The 16,097-nt window shown below is 74.1% G+C and carries 12 protein-coding genes, 1 tRNA gene and 1 pseudogene; 8 read left to right on the top strand and 6 right to left on the bottom strand.

The annotated features are described in order from the left end of the window. Window positions 1-8 precede the first annotated feature (8 nt). The gene (locus AC069R_RS25890; RefSeq protein WP_397987824.1) at window positions 9-206 is read right to left on the bottom strand and encodes a hypothetical protein; all 198 of its coding nucleotides are present in this window, start codon (window positions 204-206) and stop codon (window positions 9-11) included. A 142-nt stretch (window positions 207-348) separates the two neighbouring features. Here AC069R_RS25890 and selA point away from each other — a divergent pair, with 142 nt between their 5' ends. Continuing rightward, complete coding sequence (selA, locus tag AC069R_RS25885) at window positions 349-1,854, top strand: L-seryl-tRNA(Sec) selenium transferase (protein ID WP_478769208.1); 1,506 nt, start codon at window positions 349-351, stop codon at window positions 1,852-1,854. Beyond that, window positions 1,854-3,611: pseudogene (locus AC069R_RS25880) on the top strand (SelB domain-containing protein); the annotation flags it as partial. The gene selA and the pseudogene AC069R_RS25880, both read left to right, overlap by 1 nt. Window positions 3,612-3,763: 152 nt before the next feature. Here AC069R_RS25880 and AC069R_RS25875 read toward each other — a convergent pair. Next, window positions 3,764-3,856 (bottom strand) — tRNA-Sec (locus tag AC069R_RS25875). A 34-nt stretch (window positions 3,857-3,890) separates the two neighbouring features. Between AC069R_RS25875 and selD the strand changes: the two genes are divergently transcribed. Continuing rightward, a complete protein-coding gene (gene selD, locus AC069R_RS25870; protein WP_478769207.1) occupies window positions 3,891-4,910 on the top strand; it encodes a selenide, water dikinase SelD in 1,020 nt (339 codons plus the stop codon). 18 nt (window positions 4,911-4,928) lie between these two features. Here selD and fdh read toward each other — a convergent pair whose 3' ends face one another. Then, the gene (gene fdh, locus AC069R_RS25865; RefSeq protein ID WP_478769206.1) at window positions 4,929-8,189 is read right to left on the bottom strand and encodes a formate dehydrogenase; all 3,261 of its coding nucleotides are present in this window, start codon (window positions 8,187-8,189) and stop codon (window positions 4,929-4,931) included. A gap of 311 nt (window positions 8,190-8,500) precedes the next feature. Between fdh and AC069R_RS25860 the strand changes: the two genes are divergently transcribed. The 5 genes from AC069R_RS25860 to AC069R_RS25840 are packed head-to-tail and all read left to right on the top strand — an operon-like array spanning window position 8,501 to window position 12,332. Further along, a complete protein-coding gene (locus AC069R_RS25860; protein WP_478769205.1) occupies window positions 8,501-9,127 on the top strand; it encodes a cytochrome c oxidase subunit II in 627 nt (208 codons plus the stop codon). Then, window positions 9,124-10,779, top strand: coding sequence for a cytochrome c oxidase subunit I (locus AC069R_RS25855; RefSeq protein WP_478769204.1), 1,656 nt, complete (start codon window positions 9,124-9,126; stop codon window positions 10,777-10,779). Before AC069R_RS25860 ends, AC069R_RS25855 begins: the two co-directional genes overlap by 4 nt. Then, window positions 10,776-11,135: a hypothetical protein gene (locus AC069R_RS25850; RefSeq protein WP_478769203.1), complete on the top strand. Its 360-nt coding sequence runs from the start codon at window positions 10,776-10,778 to the stop codon at window positions 11,133-11,135. The genes AC069R_RS25855 and AC069R_RS25850 overlap by 4 nt, the downstream gene beginning before the upstream one ends. A gap of 14 nt (window positions 11,136-11,149) precedes the next feature. Then, the gene (locus AC069R_RS25845) at window positions 11,150-11,662 is read left to right on the top strand and encodes a hypothetical protein (protein WP_478769202.1); all 513 of its coding nucleotides are present in this window, start codon (window positions 11,150-11,152) and stop codon (window positions 11,660-11,662) included. Then, window positions 11,652-12,332 carry a haloacid dehalogenase type II gene (locus tag AC069R_RS25840; RefSeq protein WP_478769201.1) on the top strand — a complete coding sequence of 227 codons (681 nt, stop codon included), beginning with the start codon at window positions 11,652-11,654 and terminating at the stop codon, window positions 12,330-12,332. Before AC069R_RS25845 ends, AC069R_RS25840 begins: the two co-directional genes overlap by 11 nt. Here AC069R_RS25840 and nrfD read toward each other — a convergent pair. The 3 genes from nrfD to qcrB are packed head-to-tail and all read right to left on the bottom strand — an operon-like array spanning window position 12,313 to window position 16,049. Next, window positions 12,313-13,374, bottom strand: a complete 1,062-nt coding sequence (gene nrfD, locus AC069R_RS25835) for an NrfD/PsrC family molybdoenzyme membrane anchor subunit (RefSeq protein ID WP_478769200.1) — start codon at window positions 13,372-13,374, stop codon at window positions 12,313-12,315. The two genes, AC069R_RS25840 and nrfD, sit on opposite strands and share 20 nt — an antisense overlap. Continuing rightward, the gene (locus tag AC069R_RS25830) at window positions 13,371-14,396 is read right to left on the bottom strand and encodes a 4Fe-4S dicluster domain-containing protein (protein ID WP_478769199.1); all 1,026 of its coding nucleotides are present in this window, start codon (window positions 14,394-14,396) and stop codon (window positions 13,371-13,373) included. The genes nrfD and AC069R_RS25830 overlap by 4 nt, the downstream gene beginning before the upstream one ends. Window positions 14,397-14,411: 15 nt before the next feature. Then, window positions 14,412-16,049: a cytochrome bc1 complex cytochrome b subunit gene (gene qcrB, locus AC069R_RS25825; RefSeq protein WP_478769198.1), complete on the bottom strand. Its 1,638-nt coding sequence runs from the start codon at window positions 16,047-16,049 to the stop codon at window positions 14,412-14,414. Window positions 16,050-16,097: the final 48 nt, after the last annotated feature.

The following is a 16,097-nucleotide window of genomic DNA, read 5'->3' as shown; positions in this document are numbered from 1 at the left end:
TCGGCCGGTCAGTGCGGCTTCCGCTCGCCGCCCCGCTCCTCGGAGCCCCTGCTCCTGGAGCTGCGCTCGGCGATGTCGCGGGGTGTGGGCGTCGGCGTCGGCGAGTTGCCGGCCGACTCGGCCGCACGTCGGCGCTCCGTCTCGTTGCGGCGGTTCGCGGCCCGCTGCTCCTGTCGGCCCTGAGGCTGGTCATCACGTGCGTTCATACGGCGCCGGGTACCCCCGCCCCGGCCACCGCAACGTCCTCCCGGCGTGTCGGACGGCCGTGCCGGGGCACTGGGAGACGATGGACGGACCCCGCCAGGGGCGGCGCGGGCCGGACCGCAGGGAAAGGGCGGCAAGGGCGGCATGGAACAGCGGGTGACCCCGCGGGCGGCGGGCGCGGGCGGCGACCCGGCCGGCGCGGGACAGGGGGCGGGCGTGGCCGAGGGGACGACGGGCAGGGCTGGTACGGCCGGTACGACCGACGCGGCCGCTACGACGCCCCCTGCCGCCCGGAACCCCGGCACCCGCGGCCCCGGCGACCGCACCCCAGACGCCCGCCGCCGTATCCCCCGTACCGACGCCCTGCTGCGCGACCCCCGGCTGGCCGAGGCCGCGGACCGGCTCGGGGCCGGGGTCGTCAAGGACGCCGTACGGCAGGCGCAGCAGCGGGCCAGGGACGGGGAGGTGGCGCCCGAGCAGGTGCCGGAGACGGTCCTCGGCCTGCTCCCCGACGCCGCGAGCGGACTGCGGCCGGTGCTCAACGCCACCGGCGTGCTGCTCCACACCAACCTCGGCCGCGCCCCCCTCTCGGACGCCGCCCGGCGGGCCGTGACCGAGGCCGCGGGGCCCACCGACGTGGAGCTGGACCTGGTGACCGGCGCTCGGGCCCGCCGGGGCCGCTCCGCCCTCGCCGCGCTGCGCGCGCGGGTGCCCGCCGCCGGGGACGTCCATGTCGTCAACAACGGCGCCGCCGCCCTGGTCCTCGCCGCCACCGCGCTCGCGGCGGGCAAGGAGATCGTCGTCAGCCGGGGCGAGATGGTGGAGATCGGCGACGGCTTCCGGCTGCCCGACCTGCTCGTCTCCACCGGCGCGCGGCTGCGCGAGGTGGGCACGACGAACCGGACCACCGCCGCCGACTACGCCGAGGTGATCGGACCGGAGACCGGATTCGTGCTGAAGGTGCACCCGTCCAACTTCCGCGTCACCGGCTTCACCCGTGCGGCCCAGGCCGGGGAACTCGCCGCCCTGGGCGTCCCGCTCGTCGTGGACATCGGCTCCGGACTGCTCGCCCCGCAGCCGGGCCTGCCCGAGGAACCCGACGCCGACACCCAGCTGCGCGCGGGCGCCGCCCTCGTCACCGCGAGCGGCGACAAGCTGCTCGGCGGACCCCAGTGCGGGCTGCTGCTCGGCGACCGCGACCTGGTGCGCGCCCTCGCCCGGCATCCGCTGGCCCGCGCCCTGCGCGTGGACAAGCTGACCCTGGCCGCCCTGGAGGCCACCCTCACCGGACCGCCCACGCCCACCGCCCGTGCCCTGACCGCCGACCCCGCCGCCCTCAGGGACCGTGCCGACCGGCTCGCCGCCGAGCTGGGCGCCCACGGGATCGACGCCCGCGCCGTGGAGAGCACCGCCACGGTCGGCGGGGGAGGGGCGCCCGGCGTCGGGCTGCCCAGCGCGGCGCTGTCCCTGCCCGGGCCGTACGCCGCCGCGCTGCGCACCGGCCGCACCCCGGTGGTCGGACGCCTGGAGGCCGGGCGCTGCCTGCTGGACCTGCGCGCCGTGCCCCCGGAGGACGACGAACGGCTCGCGGCGGCCGTGCGCGCGGTGCGCACGAGCGACGGTCCGGGCACCGGGAAGGGGCGGGTGTGATGCGGGTCCTCGCCACCGCCGGGCATGTCGACCACGGAAAGTCCGCCCTGGTCAGGGCGCTCACCGGAATGGAACCCGACCGGTACGAGGAGGAGCGCCGCCGGGGCCTCACCCTCGACCTGGGCTTCGTGTGGACGCGGCTCGACGCGCTCGGCGACGACCTCGCCTTCGTGGACGTGCCCGGCCACGAGCGTTTCGTGCCGACCATGCTCGCGGGGGCCGGGCCGGTGCCCGCCGTGCTGTTCGTGGTCGCCGCCGACCAGGGCTGGCAGCCCCAGTCCCAGGAGCACCTCGCCGTCCTCGACGCGCTCGGCGTCCGGCACGCCGTCCTCGCGGTGACCCGCAGCGACCTCGCGGACCCCGAACCGGTGCGCGCCGACGCCGTGCAGCGGCTCGCACGGACCTCCCTCGGCAAGGTCGCCTCGGTCGCGGTGAGCGCCGTCACCGGCATGGGACTTGACGCGCTGCGCGCCGAACTCGCCGCGCTGGCAGGCGAGTTGCCCGATCCCGATCCGGACGCCGACGTACGGCTGTGGCTGGACCGGGCGTTCACCGTGCGCGGGCACGGCACCGTGGTGACCGGCACGCTCGGCGCGGGCACCCTGCGCGTCGGCGACCGGCTGGTGACCGGGGACGGCTCGGCGGTGCTGCGGGTGCGCGGCCTCCAGAGCCTGCACGAGGACCGGGCGGCCGTCGCCGGGGTGGCCCGCATCGCGGTCAATGTGCACGGGCAGGGGGACGCGGAGCTGCGCCGGGGCCAGGTGCTGCTGAGCCCCGGCCGCTGGCGGGCCACCGGGGTGATCGACGTCCGGGTGACCGGCGAGCCGGTGGCCGGGCTGCCCCGCCAGGTCACCCTGCACATCGGGACCGCCGCCGTGCCGGTGACCGTCCGCCCGCTCGGCCCCGACACCGCCCGGCTCACCCTCGCCCGCGCCCTGCCGCTGCGCGTCGGGGACCGCGCGGTGCTGCGCGAACCGGGCGGCGGCCGCCCGCCCCAGGGGGTCACGGTCCTCGACGTACGACCGCCCCGGCTGACCCTGCGCGGCGCCGGCCGGGCCCGCGCGGCCGAACTCGCCACCCTGACCGGCCGCCCCGACGGCGCCGCCGAACTGCGCCGCAGAAGGCTGATCCGCCGCGCCGACCTCACCGCCATGGGCGTCCCGGCCCCCGCCGACCCCGTCGCGGGCGACTGGCTGGCCGACCCCGCGTACTGGACCGCACTCGGCGACCGCCTCGCCGCCGAGGTGGAACGGCACGCCCGCACCCACCCGTTGGACCCCGGCCTGCCCACCGAGGCCGCCCGCCGGCTGCTCGGCCTGCCCGACCGCGCCCTCGTCGACGCGCTGGCCGAGGCGGCGCCCCGACTCCGCGCGGAACAAGGCAAGTTGTACGCCGCCCACGCCTGTCGGCCGGGCCTCCCCCCGGCCGTGGACGCCGTACGCCGGGACCTGGCACAGGCGCCGTTCCGCGCGCCCGAGGCGGGCCGGCTCGCTGAAATCGGCCTCGACCGCAGGACACTGGCCGCCGCCGTGAACGCCGGGGCGCTGCTGCGGATCGCCGACGGGATCGTGCTGCTGCCCGGCGCCGACGCCGAGGCCGCCGCCGTGCTGCGCACCCTGCCCCAGCCCTTCACCCTCAGCGAGGCCCGCCGCGCCCTGGACACCACCCGCCGGGTCGCCGTACCGCTGCTGGAATTCCTGGACGCCCGAGGCCATACGGAACGCGTCGACGACCAGCACCGGCGCTGCCGCACGGCGCCGGAAAGCGGCGGCGCGGACGGACGGCGGCCGGACGACCCGGCACGGAGGCTGGACGATCCGGTACGGCTGCCGGACGGCCCGGCACGGAGGCCGAGGGAGGCGCGTTCGGCCGGCGTGCGGCCGCGGAGCCCATCGGCAGGGGGAGGGAGCGGAGGCGGACGGGAATCGAACCCGCCTGCCCGAGATCCTCGGGCACCTCGGTTTTGAAGACCGGGAGGGCCACCAGGCACCCACACGCCTCCACCGCTCGTCAGGCTAGTGCCCCAGGAGACCAGGATGACACCGACCCGCCAAGCGACCGTCCGACTCACGCAGTTCGCCCACGGCGGCGGCTGCGCCTGCAAGATCCCGCCCGGTGAGCTGGAGGAAGTGGTCAGCGGGCTGACCGTGCCCGCGCTCGCCGGGGGCGACACCCCCCTGCTGGTCGGCCTCGCCACCGGCGACGACGCGGCCGTCGTCACCCTGCCCGGACAGCCCGGCACGGCCATGGTGTGCACGGCCGACTTCTTCACCCCGGTGGTGGACGACGCCTACGACTGGGGGCGCATCGCCGCCGCCAACGCGCTGTCCGACGTGTACGCGATGGGCGGCCGGCCGGTGCTCGCCGTCAACCTGCTGGCCTGGCCGCGCGACCGGCTCCCCTTCGAGCTGGCCCGAGAGGTGCTGCGCGGCGGCCTCGACATCGCCACCGAGGCCGGCTGCCACGTCGGCGGCGGGCACAGCGTGGACGACCCGGAGCCCAAGTACGGCATGGCCGTCACCGGCGTCGCCGACCCCGAGCGGCTGCTGCGCAACGACACCGGACGCCCCGGACTGCCGCTGTCCCTGACCAAGCCGCTCGGCCTCGGGGTGCTCAACAACCGGCACAAGGTCACCGGCGAACGCTTCGAACAGGCCGTCGCCACCATGACCGCGCTCAACCGCGCGGCGTCCGAGGCCGCGCTCGCCGCCGGGGCCACCTGCGCCACCGATGTCACCGGGTTCGGCCTCCTCGGCCATCTGCACAAGCTGGCCAAGGCGTCCGGAGTGACCGCCGTGCTCGACACCGCCGCCGTGCCCTACCTGGACGGCGCCCGCGAGGCCGTACGCGACGGCTACGTCAGCGGCGGCACCCGGCGCAACCTCGAATGGGTCGCCCCCTGCACCGGGTTCGGCACCACCGACGCCGACACCCGGCTGCTGCTGGCCGACGCCCAGACCTCCGGCGGACTGCTGGTCGCGGGCGAGGTGCCGGGCGCGCCGGTGGTGGGGGAGCTGGTCCCGTACGACGGCTCCCACACCGTCGTCCTCGAATAGCCGGGCGGCGCCAGGGACTTACGGCTCCGTCCCGGTGTGCGCGTCGATGCCGGCCCGTGCCCGGTAGGCCCGCACCAGCTCCGTGGCCGCCGGGCCGCGCGGCCTGCGCCCTGGCCGGATGTCCACCGCGAACGCCTTGGCCTCCTGGATGTGCGTGTTGGGGTCGAGGGACAGGTGCAGCAGCTCGTTGGCCGCGTCGCCGGTGGTGTAGCCGTTGGGGCCCCAGTGGTAGGGCAGGCCCACCTGGTGCAGCCGGCGGCCGTGCACGGTCAGCGGGGCCATCCGGTCGGTGACCAGCACCCGCGCCTCGATCACCCCGCGCGCGCTGACGATCGTCGCCCAGCCGGTGTGCTCCAGATCCCGCTCGGCGGCCAGCTCCGGGGAGACCTCGCAGAAGAACTCCGGCTGGAGCTCGGCCAGATAGGGCTGCCAGCGGGACATGCCGCCCGCCGTGTGGTGCTCGGTGAGCCGGTAGGTCGTCGCCACGTACGGGTAGACCCGCGCGCCGCGTTCGTCCCCGCTCGGCTGGTAGCGGTTGTCGGGCACGGCGGGGATCAACTGCCGTACGGGGTTGCGCTGCTGGTCGTAGAGCAGGTTCGGGAACGGCGAGTCCTGGGGCTCGTAGTGCGTGGGCAGCGGCCCGTCCGTGAGCCCGGACGGCACGTACAGCCACGCCTTGCCGTCGGCCTGCATGATGAACGGGTCCCGGCCGGTCAGCGCCGCGGGCCCGGTCGCGTCCTCGTCCGGCTCGTAGTCCGGCGCCTTGTCCTTCTTGAAGTCGGGGACGTCGTGCCCGGCCCACTCGCCCTTGTCCGCGTCCCACCACACCAGCGCCTTGCGCTCGCTCCACGGCCTGCCCTCGGGGTCGGCGGAGGCGCGGTTGTACAGCACCCGGCGGTTGGCGGGCCACGCCCACGCCCACTCGGCCGCCACCCAGTCCTGCTCCCGGCCGGGCTTGCGGCGCGCGGCCTGGTTGACGCCGTCGGCGCGCACCCCGCAGTAGATCCAGCAGCCGCAGGAGGTGGAGCCGTCGGGCTTGAGCTGCTCGTACGAGGAGAGCGGATTGCCGTCGGCGTCGTGGCCGTTGATCTCGGCGAGCACCGCCTCCGCGTCCGGCTCGGCCAGCGGGCCCTTCGTCGGATAGTCCCAGGCGAGGTCCAGCACAGGCCGGTCCATCTCGTCGGCCGACCCGGCGAGCTTCTCCCGGATGATCCGCCCCAGGTGGAAGGTGAACCACAGGTCGCTGCGCGCCTCGCCGGGCGGCTCGACGGCCTGGTGGTGCCACTGGAGCAGCCGCTGGGTGTTGGTGAAACTGCCGTCCTTCTCGGTGTGCGCGGCGGCCGGCAGGAAGAACACCTCGGTGCCGATGTCCTCCGTGCGCAGCTCCCCGGTCTCGATCTCCGGGCCGTCCTTCCACCAGGTCGCCGACTCGATCAGGGAGAAGTCGCGCACCACCAGCCAGTCGAGGTTCGCCATGCCGAGCCGCATCAGCTTGGCGTTGGCGTTGCCCACCGCGGGGTTCTCGCCCATCAGGAAGTAGCCCTTGCAGGTGCCTTCCAGCTGGGCCATCGTCGTCTCGTACGTCGAGTGCGAACCGGTCAGCCGGGGCAGGTAGTCGAAGCAGAAGTCGTTCTCCTCCGTCGCCGCGTCGCCCCAGTACGCCTTGAGCAGGCTCACCAGGTACGCGCGCATGTTGCCCCAGTAGCCCTTGTGCGCCGCCTCCGCCTCGACGAACGCGGCCAGATCCTGGTTCTGGTGCGCGTGCGGCATCGGGATGTAGCCCGGCAGCAGGTTGAACAGCGTCGGGATGTCCGTGGAGCCCTGGATGGAGGCGTGCCCGCGCAGCGCGAGGATGCCGCCGCCCGGTCGGCCGATGTTGCCGAGGAGCAGCTGGAGGATGCAGGCCGTGCGGATGTACTGCACGCCCACCGTGTGCTGGGTCCAGCCCACCGCGTAGGCGAAGGCCGTCGTCCGCTCCCGCCCGGAGTTCTCCGTGACCAGCTCGCACACCTGCCGGAACAGGTCCCGCGGCACCCCGCACACCTGCTCCACCATCTCCGGGGTGTAGCGGGCGAAGTGCCGCTTGAGCACCTGGAAGACACAGCGCGGATGCGTCAGCGTCTCGTCCCGCTCCGGCTCGCCCTCGCCGATCACCGCACCGCCGGAGCCGTGCGCCTCGCCGCGCGCCGCCTCGGTCACCGAACTGCCGCCGCGGGTGCGCTCGTCGTACTCCTGGTCGCGTTCGCCGGAGGCCGCCTGCACCTGTGAACCCTCGTACTGCCAGCTGGTGTTGTCGTACGAGCGGGTCTCGCTGTTCAGGCCGGAGAAGACGCCGGCGAGGTCCTCGGTGTCACAGAAGTCCTCGCGCAGGATCATCGGCGCGTTGGTGTACGCCACGATGTAGTCGCGGAAGTACTTCCCCTGCTCCAGCACGTAGTTGACGATCGCGCCGAGGAAGGCGATGTCCGAGCCCGCGCGCAGCGGCACGTGCAGATCGGCGAGCGCGCTGGTGCGGGTGAACCGCGGGTCGACATGGATCACCTTCGCGCCCCGCGCCTTGGCCTCCATCACCCACTGGAACCCGACCGGATGGCACTCGGCCATGTTCGAGCCCTCGATGACGATGCAGTCCGCGTTCTGCAGGTCCTGCTGGAAGGTGGTCGCGCCGCCGCGTCCGAACGAGGTTCCCAGACTGGGAACGGTGGAGGAGTGTCAAACGCGCGCCTGGTTCTCGATCTGGATCGCGCCGAGCGCCGTGAACAACTTCTTGATCAGATAGTTCTCTTCGTTGTCCAGCGTGGCCCCGCCGAGGCTCGCGAAGCCCAGGGTGCGCCGGGTGCGGGTCTGGTCGACCTCCCACTCCCAGCCCGCCCGGCGGGCCGCGATCACCCGGTCCGCGATCATGTCCATCGCGGTGTCGAGGTCCAGGCGCTCCCATTCGGTGCCGTGCGGGCGCCGGTAGAGCACCTGGTGCTCGCGGGCGTCGCCGGTCGTCAGCTGGAGGCTCGCCGAGCCCTTGGGGCACAGCCGGCCGCGGGAGACGGGGGAGTCGGGGTCGCCCTCGATCTGGGTGACCTTCTCGTCCTGGACGTACACGTTCTGGCCGCAGCCCACCGCGCAGTACGGGCAGACGGACTTGACCACCCGGTCGGCCGAGGCCACCCGCGGCGTCAGCCGCTCGCTGGTGCCGCTCTTCGCGGCGGCACCCCGGCCCAGCGGGTCCGTCCCGGTCAGCTGGCGGTAGACCGGCCAGGAGTCGATCCAGGTGCGTACGCCCACGGCCACTCCTCCCACTCGTCGTCCCGATTGTCCCGCGCCGCCGCCGCGGCGGCATCTCGTGCGGCGCCGGGGTACCCCCGCAGGCCGGAGGCAAACGGCGCCTGGAGGTGTGAGATCGCCGGGCCGGGGGACCCCGCCGCTGCGGTGTGTCGGCCCACGGACCGTGATGGGCGCCCGTAAGGTCCGGGTTGTCATGGCCCTGGGTGGGCAGGCGGGTTCGATTCCCGTCCGACCCGCACGGCCCCGGACGGATACGACGGCGGGAGTGAGCGCATGGCGGGCGGGAGCCCCGGCAGGAGGGGGACGGCGCGATGAAGCAGCGGCAGGTCTTCGGAACCGTGTTCAGCCTGGAGTCGGCCATCGCCGGACTCGTCTTCCTCGTCGTCCTCGGCCTGCTGGCCTGGGTCGTGCTCAAACGGCGCACGCACGCGTCCGACCGGACCGAGCGGCCCCGCGTCGAGGCCTGCTATGTCACCGCCCTCGCCGCCTTCGCCGTCTTCCTGGTCGCCTGGACCGCCTGGCAGAACTCCCGTGAACAGCACACGGCCGCCGTCCGGCCGCTGCGCGTGGACGTCACCGGATTCCAGTGGTGCTGGACCTTCGCCTACCCGCAGTCCCCGGCCCACCGCCAGGTCACCGGCGACTGCCACGGACAGCCGCTGCCCACCCTCATCGTGCCGACCGGCCGCCCCGTGCAGCTGCGGCTCACCTCCAAGGACGTCATCCACTCCCTGTGGGTGCCGGACCTGCGCTACAAGACGGACGCCTTCCCGCGCCATGTGAACACCTTCACCCTCACCCTCGACCACACCGGCCGCTGGCGCGGGCGGTGCGCGGAGTTCTGCGGGCAGCGGCACTACGCCATGGACTTCTGGATCAAGGCCGTACCGCCCGAGCAGTACGACCGCTGGGCGCACGGCGCGGCGGCCGCCGTATGACCGTCGCGCCCCCGGCACCACAGCGCGACGACGCGGGCCGGCCGGTACCGCCGGGCAGCTGGCTCGGCTGGGTGTCCAGCACCGACCACAAGCGCATCGGCCTGCTGACCGTCGGCACCGCCCTGCTCCTGCTGCTGGTCTTCGGCGTCTTCGCGCTGCTGATGCGCAGCCAACTCGCCCGGCCCGACGAGACGTTCCTCGCCGCCCAGGCCTACGACCAGCTGTTCACCCTGCACGGCTCCGGCATGATCTACATGGTCATGACGCCGTTCGCGCTCGGCATGGGCGTCTACCTGGTGCCCTTGCAGATCGGCGCCCCCGGCATCGCGCTGCCCCGCCTCACCCTGCTCGGCTACTGGCTCTACGCGCTCGGCGCGCTCACCATGCTCGCCGGGCTCGCCACCCCGGCCGGGGCGCACGCCGGCGGCTGGTTCTCCTACCCGCCGCTCTCGGACAGCGCCTATTCGCCGGGCGCCGGCACCGACCTGTGGATCGCGGGCGTCTTCGTCGCGGTCACCGGGACCCTGCTGATGGGCTGGGCGGTGCTCTGGACGGTGCTGCGCCGGCGCACCCGCCAGATGACCATGCTGCGGCTGCCCGTCTTCTGCTGGTCGATGATCGCCACCTGCCTGATGGTGATCGGCGCCTTCCCCGCGCTGCTCGCCGCGCTCACCCTGCTCGCCGTGGGCCGCGCCGACGACTCGGTGTTCCTGCACAACACCTGGAACATCGGCTACCAGCACATCTTCTGGTTCTACGGCCATCCGGTCGTGTACGTGATGTTCTTCCCCTACCTCGCCGCCGTCGCCGAGGTGCTGGCGGTGTTCTCCGGGCGCCGTTTCTTCGGCTACCGGGGGACCGCGCTGTCCCTGCTGGTGTTCGCGGCGCTGTCGATGAGCGTGTGGGGCCACCACATGTTCGCCACCGGCCAAGTCGCCAACGACTACTACTCGTTGACGTCCATCGCGCTGCTCGTGCCCGCAGGCGTGGAGTACTTCGGGATGCTCGGCACACTGCTGGGCGGACGGCTGCGGTTCACCACCCCGATGCTGTTCGCGCTCGCCTTCGTCCCGCAGTTCCTGATCGGCGGGCTCACCGGGATCATGGTCGGCACCCCGGTCATCGACTACCACGTCACCGACAGCTACTTCGTCGTGGCCCATCTGCACTACGTACTCTTCGCGGGCAGCGCGTTCGGGCTGTTCGCGGCCGTCTACTTCTGGTTCCCCAAGGTCACCGGAACGCTGCTCGACGAACGGCTGGGCCGCTGGCACTTCTGGCTCCTGGTGATCGGCACCAATCTGACCTTCCTGCCGATGTTCGCCCTCGGCTACCTCGGCATGCCGCGCCGCGTCTCCACCTACGCCTCCTTCGACGGCTTCGCCACGCTGAACCTGCTCGCCACCATCGGCGCCGGCTTCCTCGCGGCCGGGATGACCGTCTTCGTCGTCAACCTCCTGAGCACCCTGCGCCGTCGCCATCTCGGGCGGGCGCGCCCCGCCGGGGACGACCCCTGGCAGGCGCACACCCTGGAGTGGGCCACCACCTCCCCGCCGCCGCGCCTCAACTTCCCCGCGGACCGGCCCCTGCCGCCCGTCACCAGCTTCGCGCCGCTGCTGGACCTGCGGCGCCGGGAGAGGAGCGAGGCGTGAAACGGCACCTGTCCGCCGCCGTGGTCGCGGGCTGGGGACTGCTCAACGGCCTGCTGCTCGCCGTCCTCGCGGTCTACGGCGAGAGCGCGATGGTCTACTGGCTGTGGGGCTCGGTCGTGCTGCTTCTCCAACTGGCCGCCCTCGCCGTCCTGCTGTCCTCCCGCAACGGCCCCGACCAGCATGTGCGCTACCGGGTCCAGGACCGGGGCGCGGGCGCCGTCCTGCCCACCGCGCTCGGCCTGCTCCTGGTCGCCCTCTGCTTCGTCTACGGCCGCTGGCTGCTGGTCGTCGCCGTCCCCCTGCTGGCCGTCGCCGCGGTGATGCTGGCGCGGGGCACCACGGCACGGGAGCGGTGAGGGCGATGGGGCACATGGCGGCCATGTCCGTGACCGGCATGGCCTGGTCCGCGCTCCTGGTGGCCGCCGTCGTCCCGGCCGCCGTGCACGCGCTGCGCCGCTCCCCGCTGTGGCACCGGATCAGCCTCCCCGCGCCGCTCGCCCTGCCCCTGCTGGTCCTCGCCCACGCCTGGAGCGTCCTCGGCGACCTCGCGGGAGCGCGCCCGCCCGGCGGCGCCCTCGTCACCGAACCCCTGCTGCTGAGCACCGCCGTCCTCTTCTGGCTCCCGGTGCTGGCGCACACCCGGCACCGCCTGGACGACGCCGCCCGCTGCCTGTACCTCTTCCTCGCCGCGCCCTTCCTGGACCTGCCCGCCGTCGCCGTCATCGCCGCGGGCCACTCCGCGGCCGGACTCGCCATGATCGTCGGCATGCTGCCCCTCGGCATCACGGCGGCGGCGCTCACCTGGTCCTGGGCCGACCGCGAGGAACGCGAGGCGCGCCGCGCCGCCCTGCCCGCACCCGGAGGTGACCCTTTTGCCCGCTGACCTCCGCGTCGTGGTGTTCGACGTCAACGAGACGCTCACCGACCTGAGCCCCCTCGCCGGCCGCTTCACCGCCGCGGGCCTGCCCGCCCACCTCCTGCCGCTCTGGTTCGCTCAGGTGCTGCGCGACGGCGTGGCCCTCGCACTCGCCGGCGGCCACGCCACCTTCGCCGCCGTCGGCCGGGACGTCCTGCGGACCATGGCTGCCGAGGCGGGCCTGCCCGATCCGGAACGGGCCGCGGACCACATCCTCGCCGGGCTGGCCCAGCTGCCCCCGCACCCGGACGTCGCCGAGGGCGTCCGCGCCCTGCGCGCGGCCGGGCTGCGCCTGCTCACCCTGACGAACGGCACCGCCGCCACCACCCGCGCCGTCCTCGACCGGGCCGGCCTGACCGACCTGTTCGAGGCCCACCTGGACGTGAACACCCCGGCCCACTGGAAACCGGCCCGCGCCGCCTACGCGCACGCGCTGCGCACCGCGGACGTGCCCGCCGGCGCGGCCCTCCTCGTCTCGGTCCACCCCTGGGACATCGACGGCGCGGCCCGCGCGGGCCTGGCCACCGCCTGGCTGCGCCGCTCCCACACGCCCTACCCCTCGACCCGGCGCACCCCCGATGTCACCGCCGCCTCGCTGCCGGAGCCGGCGGACCGGCTCAACTCCCTTGCCGGGTAAGCCTCTCCCGCTGCGGTACGACGGTGTAGCGCGGGTCCTCGGCCGAGGCCACGCCCGCGTGGAAGATGCCGAAGCGCAGGGCCGCCGAGCCGGTGAGCAGGGCGGCACCGGCGGCCAGCGCCACGCGGCGGTCGCGCAGCCGGCCGGAGAGCAGGGCCAGACCGGCACCGGCGACGGTCAGGGCCTCGGAGGCGCGCAGCAGGATGTGGGGCCTGCCCTGGTCGAAGGGCTCGGCGGTGATCCCCATCCGGCGCTTCATCAGCTGGAAGGCGCCGAGTTCCAGACCGGCGCCCAGCACTGCCAGCCGGCGGGCCGGTTCCGCCTGCGCGACCGGCGCCGCGGCCAGCGCCAGACCGGAGGCGGCGGTCGCGGCGGATCCGGCGAAGACGAAGGGGAGTTGACGGTAGCCCTCGTGCCAGGAGGGGACCGCCGTGTCCGCGATCAGGACGGCGGTGTACGTGGCCACGGCGGGGCCGAGCACCGCCGCGGCAGCGGTAGCGGCCGAGCCCAATACTCGGTACCGGGACGCGAGGTGGGCGGCCGTGGAGCCCAGCAGCCGGTAGCGGCCCGCCACTTCGGTGGCCGCGGCGGCCATGGTCAGCGGCGCGTACCCCACCAGCAGCCAGGAGCCCACGCTCATCGGTGAGGTCGGCTTGAACACCCGCAGCATGTTCAGGAACCGCAGCGGGCGGCCCAGATCGTGCACCAGCGCGGCCAGTGACAGCGAGATCGCCCCGGCCGCCCCCAGTTTCGCCGGTGCCGCGAGCCCCGGCCGGCCCGTCAGCTCGCCCCCCGCCGCCAGCAGCGAGGAGGCCCCGGCCAGACCGCCGAGGTACAGGTAGCCCGCGATGTCCAGCGCCTTCCACGTCGGCTTGTTCAGCACGGGTTTGCCGTAGTACGACGAGAAGGACGCGTCCGGCACCATCGGCTGCTCGCCCCGCCCGCGCCGCCGCCGGCGCCGCCCCGCGTACGCCCCGGTCGGCGCCTGCCGGCCAGGACGCCCGCCCCCGGCACCGCCCCGGCCCGCATCCGTTCCGCTCATCGCGTCCTCCTCGACCGGCCGGCGAAGCCGCCCACCGCGAGCCCCACCAGCGTCACCGCCGCCAGCGCCGCGTGCCGCCACATGTCGGGCAGATCCCGTGTGGTGACCACCGGGTCCGGAGGCAGCCCGTAGACCTCGGGCTCGTCGAGCAGCAGGAAGAACGCGCCGTCACCGCCGACCCCGTCCGCCGGGTCCTCCCCGTACAGCCGGGCGTCCGTCACCCCGGCGGCGTGCAGCTGCGCCACCCGGCCCGCCGCCCGCTCCCGCAGCTCGTCCAGCGGCCCGAACTGGATGGAGTCCGTCGGGCACGCCTTGGCGCAGGCGGGCTCCATGCCGACGCCCAGCCGGTCGTAGCACAGCGTGCACTTCCACACCCGGCCGTCGCCCTCGCGCTGGTCGATGACGCCGTAGGGGCAGGCGGGCACGCAGTAGCCGCAGCCGTTGCAGACGTCCTCCTGCACCACCACCGTCCCGAACTCGGTGCGGAACAGCGCCCCGGTGGGGCACACGTCCAGACAGGCCGCGTGCGTGCAGTGCTTGCACACGTCCGAGGACATCAGCCAGCGCAGTTCGGTACGGCCGTCGGGGGCGAGCGGGGAGATCTCCCCGGCGGGAGCGCCCTCGGGGGCCCGGCCGGGCGGGGGAGCGGTGGCGCCGGGGCCCGGCGAGGCGGGGCCGGTGCCCAGCCGCGCGGCCGCCGCGAAGACGTCCGTGTCCTCGTGGCCGACACCGGGCTCCTGCCCGCCGAACGGCTTGCGCTGCTCGATGAAGGCCACATGCCGCCAGGTGTCGGCACCCAGGCCCTGCGTGTTGTCGTAGGACATCCCGGTCAGTTCCAGACCGTCCTCCGGGACCGCGTTCCACTCCTTGCAGGCCACCTCGCAGGCCTTGCAGCCGATGCACACCGAGGTGTCGGTGAAGAACCCCATCCGCGGCGGCGCGTCCGGATAGCCGGCCGCGCCGGCCACGTCCGGCTGGGGGCCGTACCACTGGTTCCCGCGGACCTCAGGGCCGTCGCTCATGGCATGCCTCCTTGCTCACGACTCCTCCTCGGGTACCTCGCCGGGCGCGGCCCGCACCGCGGCCACGCGGCGCCGCTCCCAGGGCGTGGCCGGCATCTCCACGCTCCGCGCGAAGTACCAGCGGCTCAGCGCGTTGCGCAGCCGGTGCCGGCGGAACCAGCGCCAGACCTCGGTGCCCTCGGCGCGCGGCCGGGGCACCTCGCGCACGAGGATGCGGTACGCCTCTTCGCGCGGCAGCAGGGTGTGCGCCTCCTCGTACCCGCCGCCCGCCGTGCGCCGCACCTCCCCGGTCGCCGCGCCGTCCAGCAACCGGCGCCGGTCGGCGGCCTGGAGGCCCAGACACGCCCTTTTGACGGCGTGATAGGTAAGGAACGGCACGACGAACAGCAGGGTCCGCAGCCAGCGGGTCACGTAGTCCATCGGCAGCCCGAACCGGTACGCCAGCACGTCCTGGCCGCCCGCGAGCAGCAGCACCGCGTACGCCGAGACGGCCGCCGCGCCCAGCGCGGTACGGGTCGGCTGGTTGCGCGGCCGGTCGCACAGATGCTGCTCCGGGAGGGGACCGGTGAGCCAGCGTTCGAAGAACGGATAGCCGTACAGGATGACGAAGAGGAGCGCGGGCAGCAGCACACCCGGCAGCAGCACGTCCCAGACGATGGTGTGCCCGGCGACATCCGTCTCCCAGCCCGGCATCAGCCGCAGCGCGCCCTCCAGGTAGCCCACGTACCAGTCGGGCTGCGAGTCCACCGAGACATGGTCGGCGCGGTACGGTCCGAACGACCAGATCGGGTTGATCTGGAACAGGGCGCCCATCAGCGTCAGCACACCCGCGAGGATGAAGAACAGGCCCGCCGACTTGGCCGTGTACTGCGGGAAGAGGGGCTTGCCGATCACATTCCGGTTGGTGTGGCCGGGCCGCGCCCACTGGGTGTGCTTGTGCACCACGACGTACGTCAGATGCACGCCGAGCAGCGCCAGCAGCAGGCCCGGCACCAGCAGGATGTGCGTCACGTACAGCCGGGGGATGATCGCGTGGCCGGGGAACTGGCCGCCGAAGACGAAGAACGACAGGTACGTGCCGACCACCGGGATCGACAGGACGATGCCCTGCGCGGTGCGCAGCCCGGTGCCGGAGAGCAGGTCGTCGGGGAGCGAGTAGCCGCAGAAGCCCTCCAGCAGCGAGAACAGGAACAGCGTCACGCCCACCGTCCAGTTGGCCTCGCGCGGGCGCCGGAACGCCCCGGTGAAGAAGATCCGCAGCAGATGCACCCCGATCGCGCCGACGAACACCAGCGCCGCCCAGTGGTGCGTCTGCCGCAGCAGCAGCCCGCCGCGCACCTCGAAGCTGATCCGCAGCACCGACGCGTACGCCTCGGTCGTCAGCACGCCGTGCAGCGGCAGATAGGAGCCGGTGTACGGCCGTTCGGTCATGTCCGGGCGGAAGAAGAAGGTCAGCCAGACCCCGGTGAGCACCAGCACCATCAGGCTGTACAGCGCCAACTCGCCCAGCAGGAAAGACCAGTGGTCCGGGAACGCCTTGCGCAGGAACTCCCGGCCCGCGGCGGAGACCGGGAGCCGCTCGTCGAGCGCCCGCACCAGACGCTCGCCGCGTCCCGCACGCCGGGACGCCCGCTGTTCCTCCGAGACCGCCACTGCGTGCTCGCCCTCCGCCCGTGTGCCGGGTCGCTCACTCTCGGTGCC

The organism is Streptomyces sp. NPDC043952, assembly GCF_056435325.1.
The sequence above is the reverse complement of the archived record's forward strand: the minus strand, read 5'-3'. Positions and strand labels throughout refer to the sequence as shown.

Excerpts from the sequence above, each read along its gene's own strand:
- AC069R_RS25890 (WP_397987824.1), bottom strand. The coding sequence starts at position 206 with ATGAACGCACGTGATGACCAGCCTCAGGGCCGACAGGAGCAGCGGGCC.
- selA (WP_478769208.1), top strand. The coding sequence starts at position 349 with ATGGAACAGCGGGTGACCCCGCGGGCGGCGGGCGCGGGCGGCGACCCG.
- selD (WP_478769207.1), top strand. The coding sequence starts at position 3,891 with ATGACACCGACCCGCCAAGCGACCGTCCGACTCACGCAGTTCGCCCAC.
- AC069R_RS25860 (WP_478769205.1), top strand. The coding sequence starts at position 8,501 with ATGAAGCAGCGGCAGGTCTTCGGAACCGTGTTCAGCCTGGAGTCGGCC.
- AC069R_RS25855 (WP_478769204.1), top strand. The coding sequence starts at position 9,124 with ATGACCGTCGCGCCCCCGGCACCACAGCGCGACGACGCGGGCCGGCCG.
- AC069R_RS25845 (WP_478769202.1), top strand. The coding sequence starts at position 11,150 with ATGGCGGCCATGTCCGTGACCGGCATGGCCTGGTCCGCGCTCCTGGTG.
- nrfD (WP_478769200.1), bottom strand. The coding sequence starts at position 13,374 with ATGAGCGGAACGGATGCGGGCCGGGGCGGTGCCGGGGGCGGGCGTCCT.
- AC069R_RS25830 (WP_478769199.1), bottom strand. The coding sequence starts at position 14,396 with ATGAGCGACGGCCCTGAGGTCCGCGGGAACCAGTGGTACGGCCCCCAG.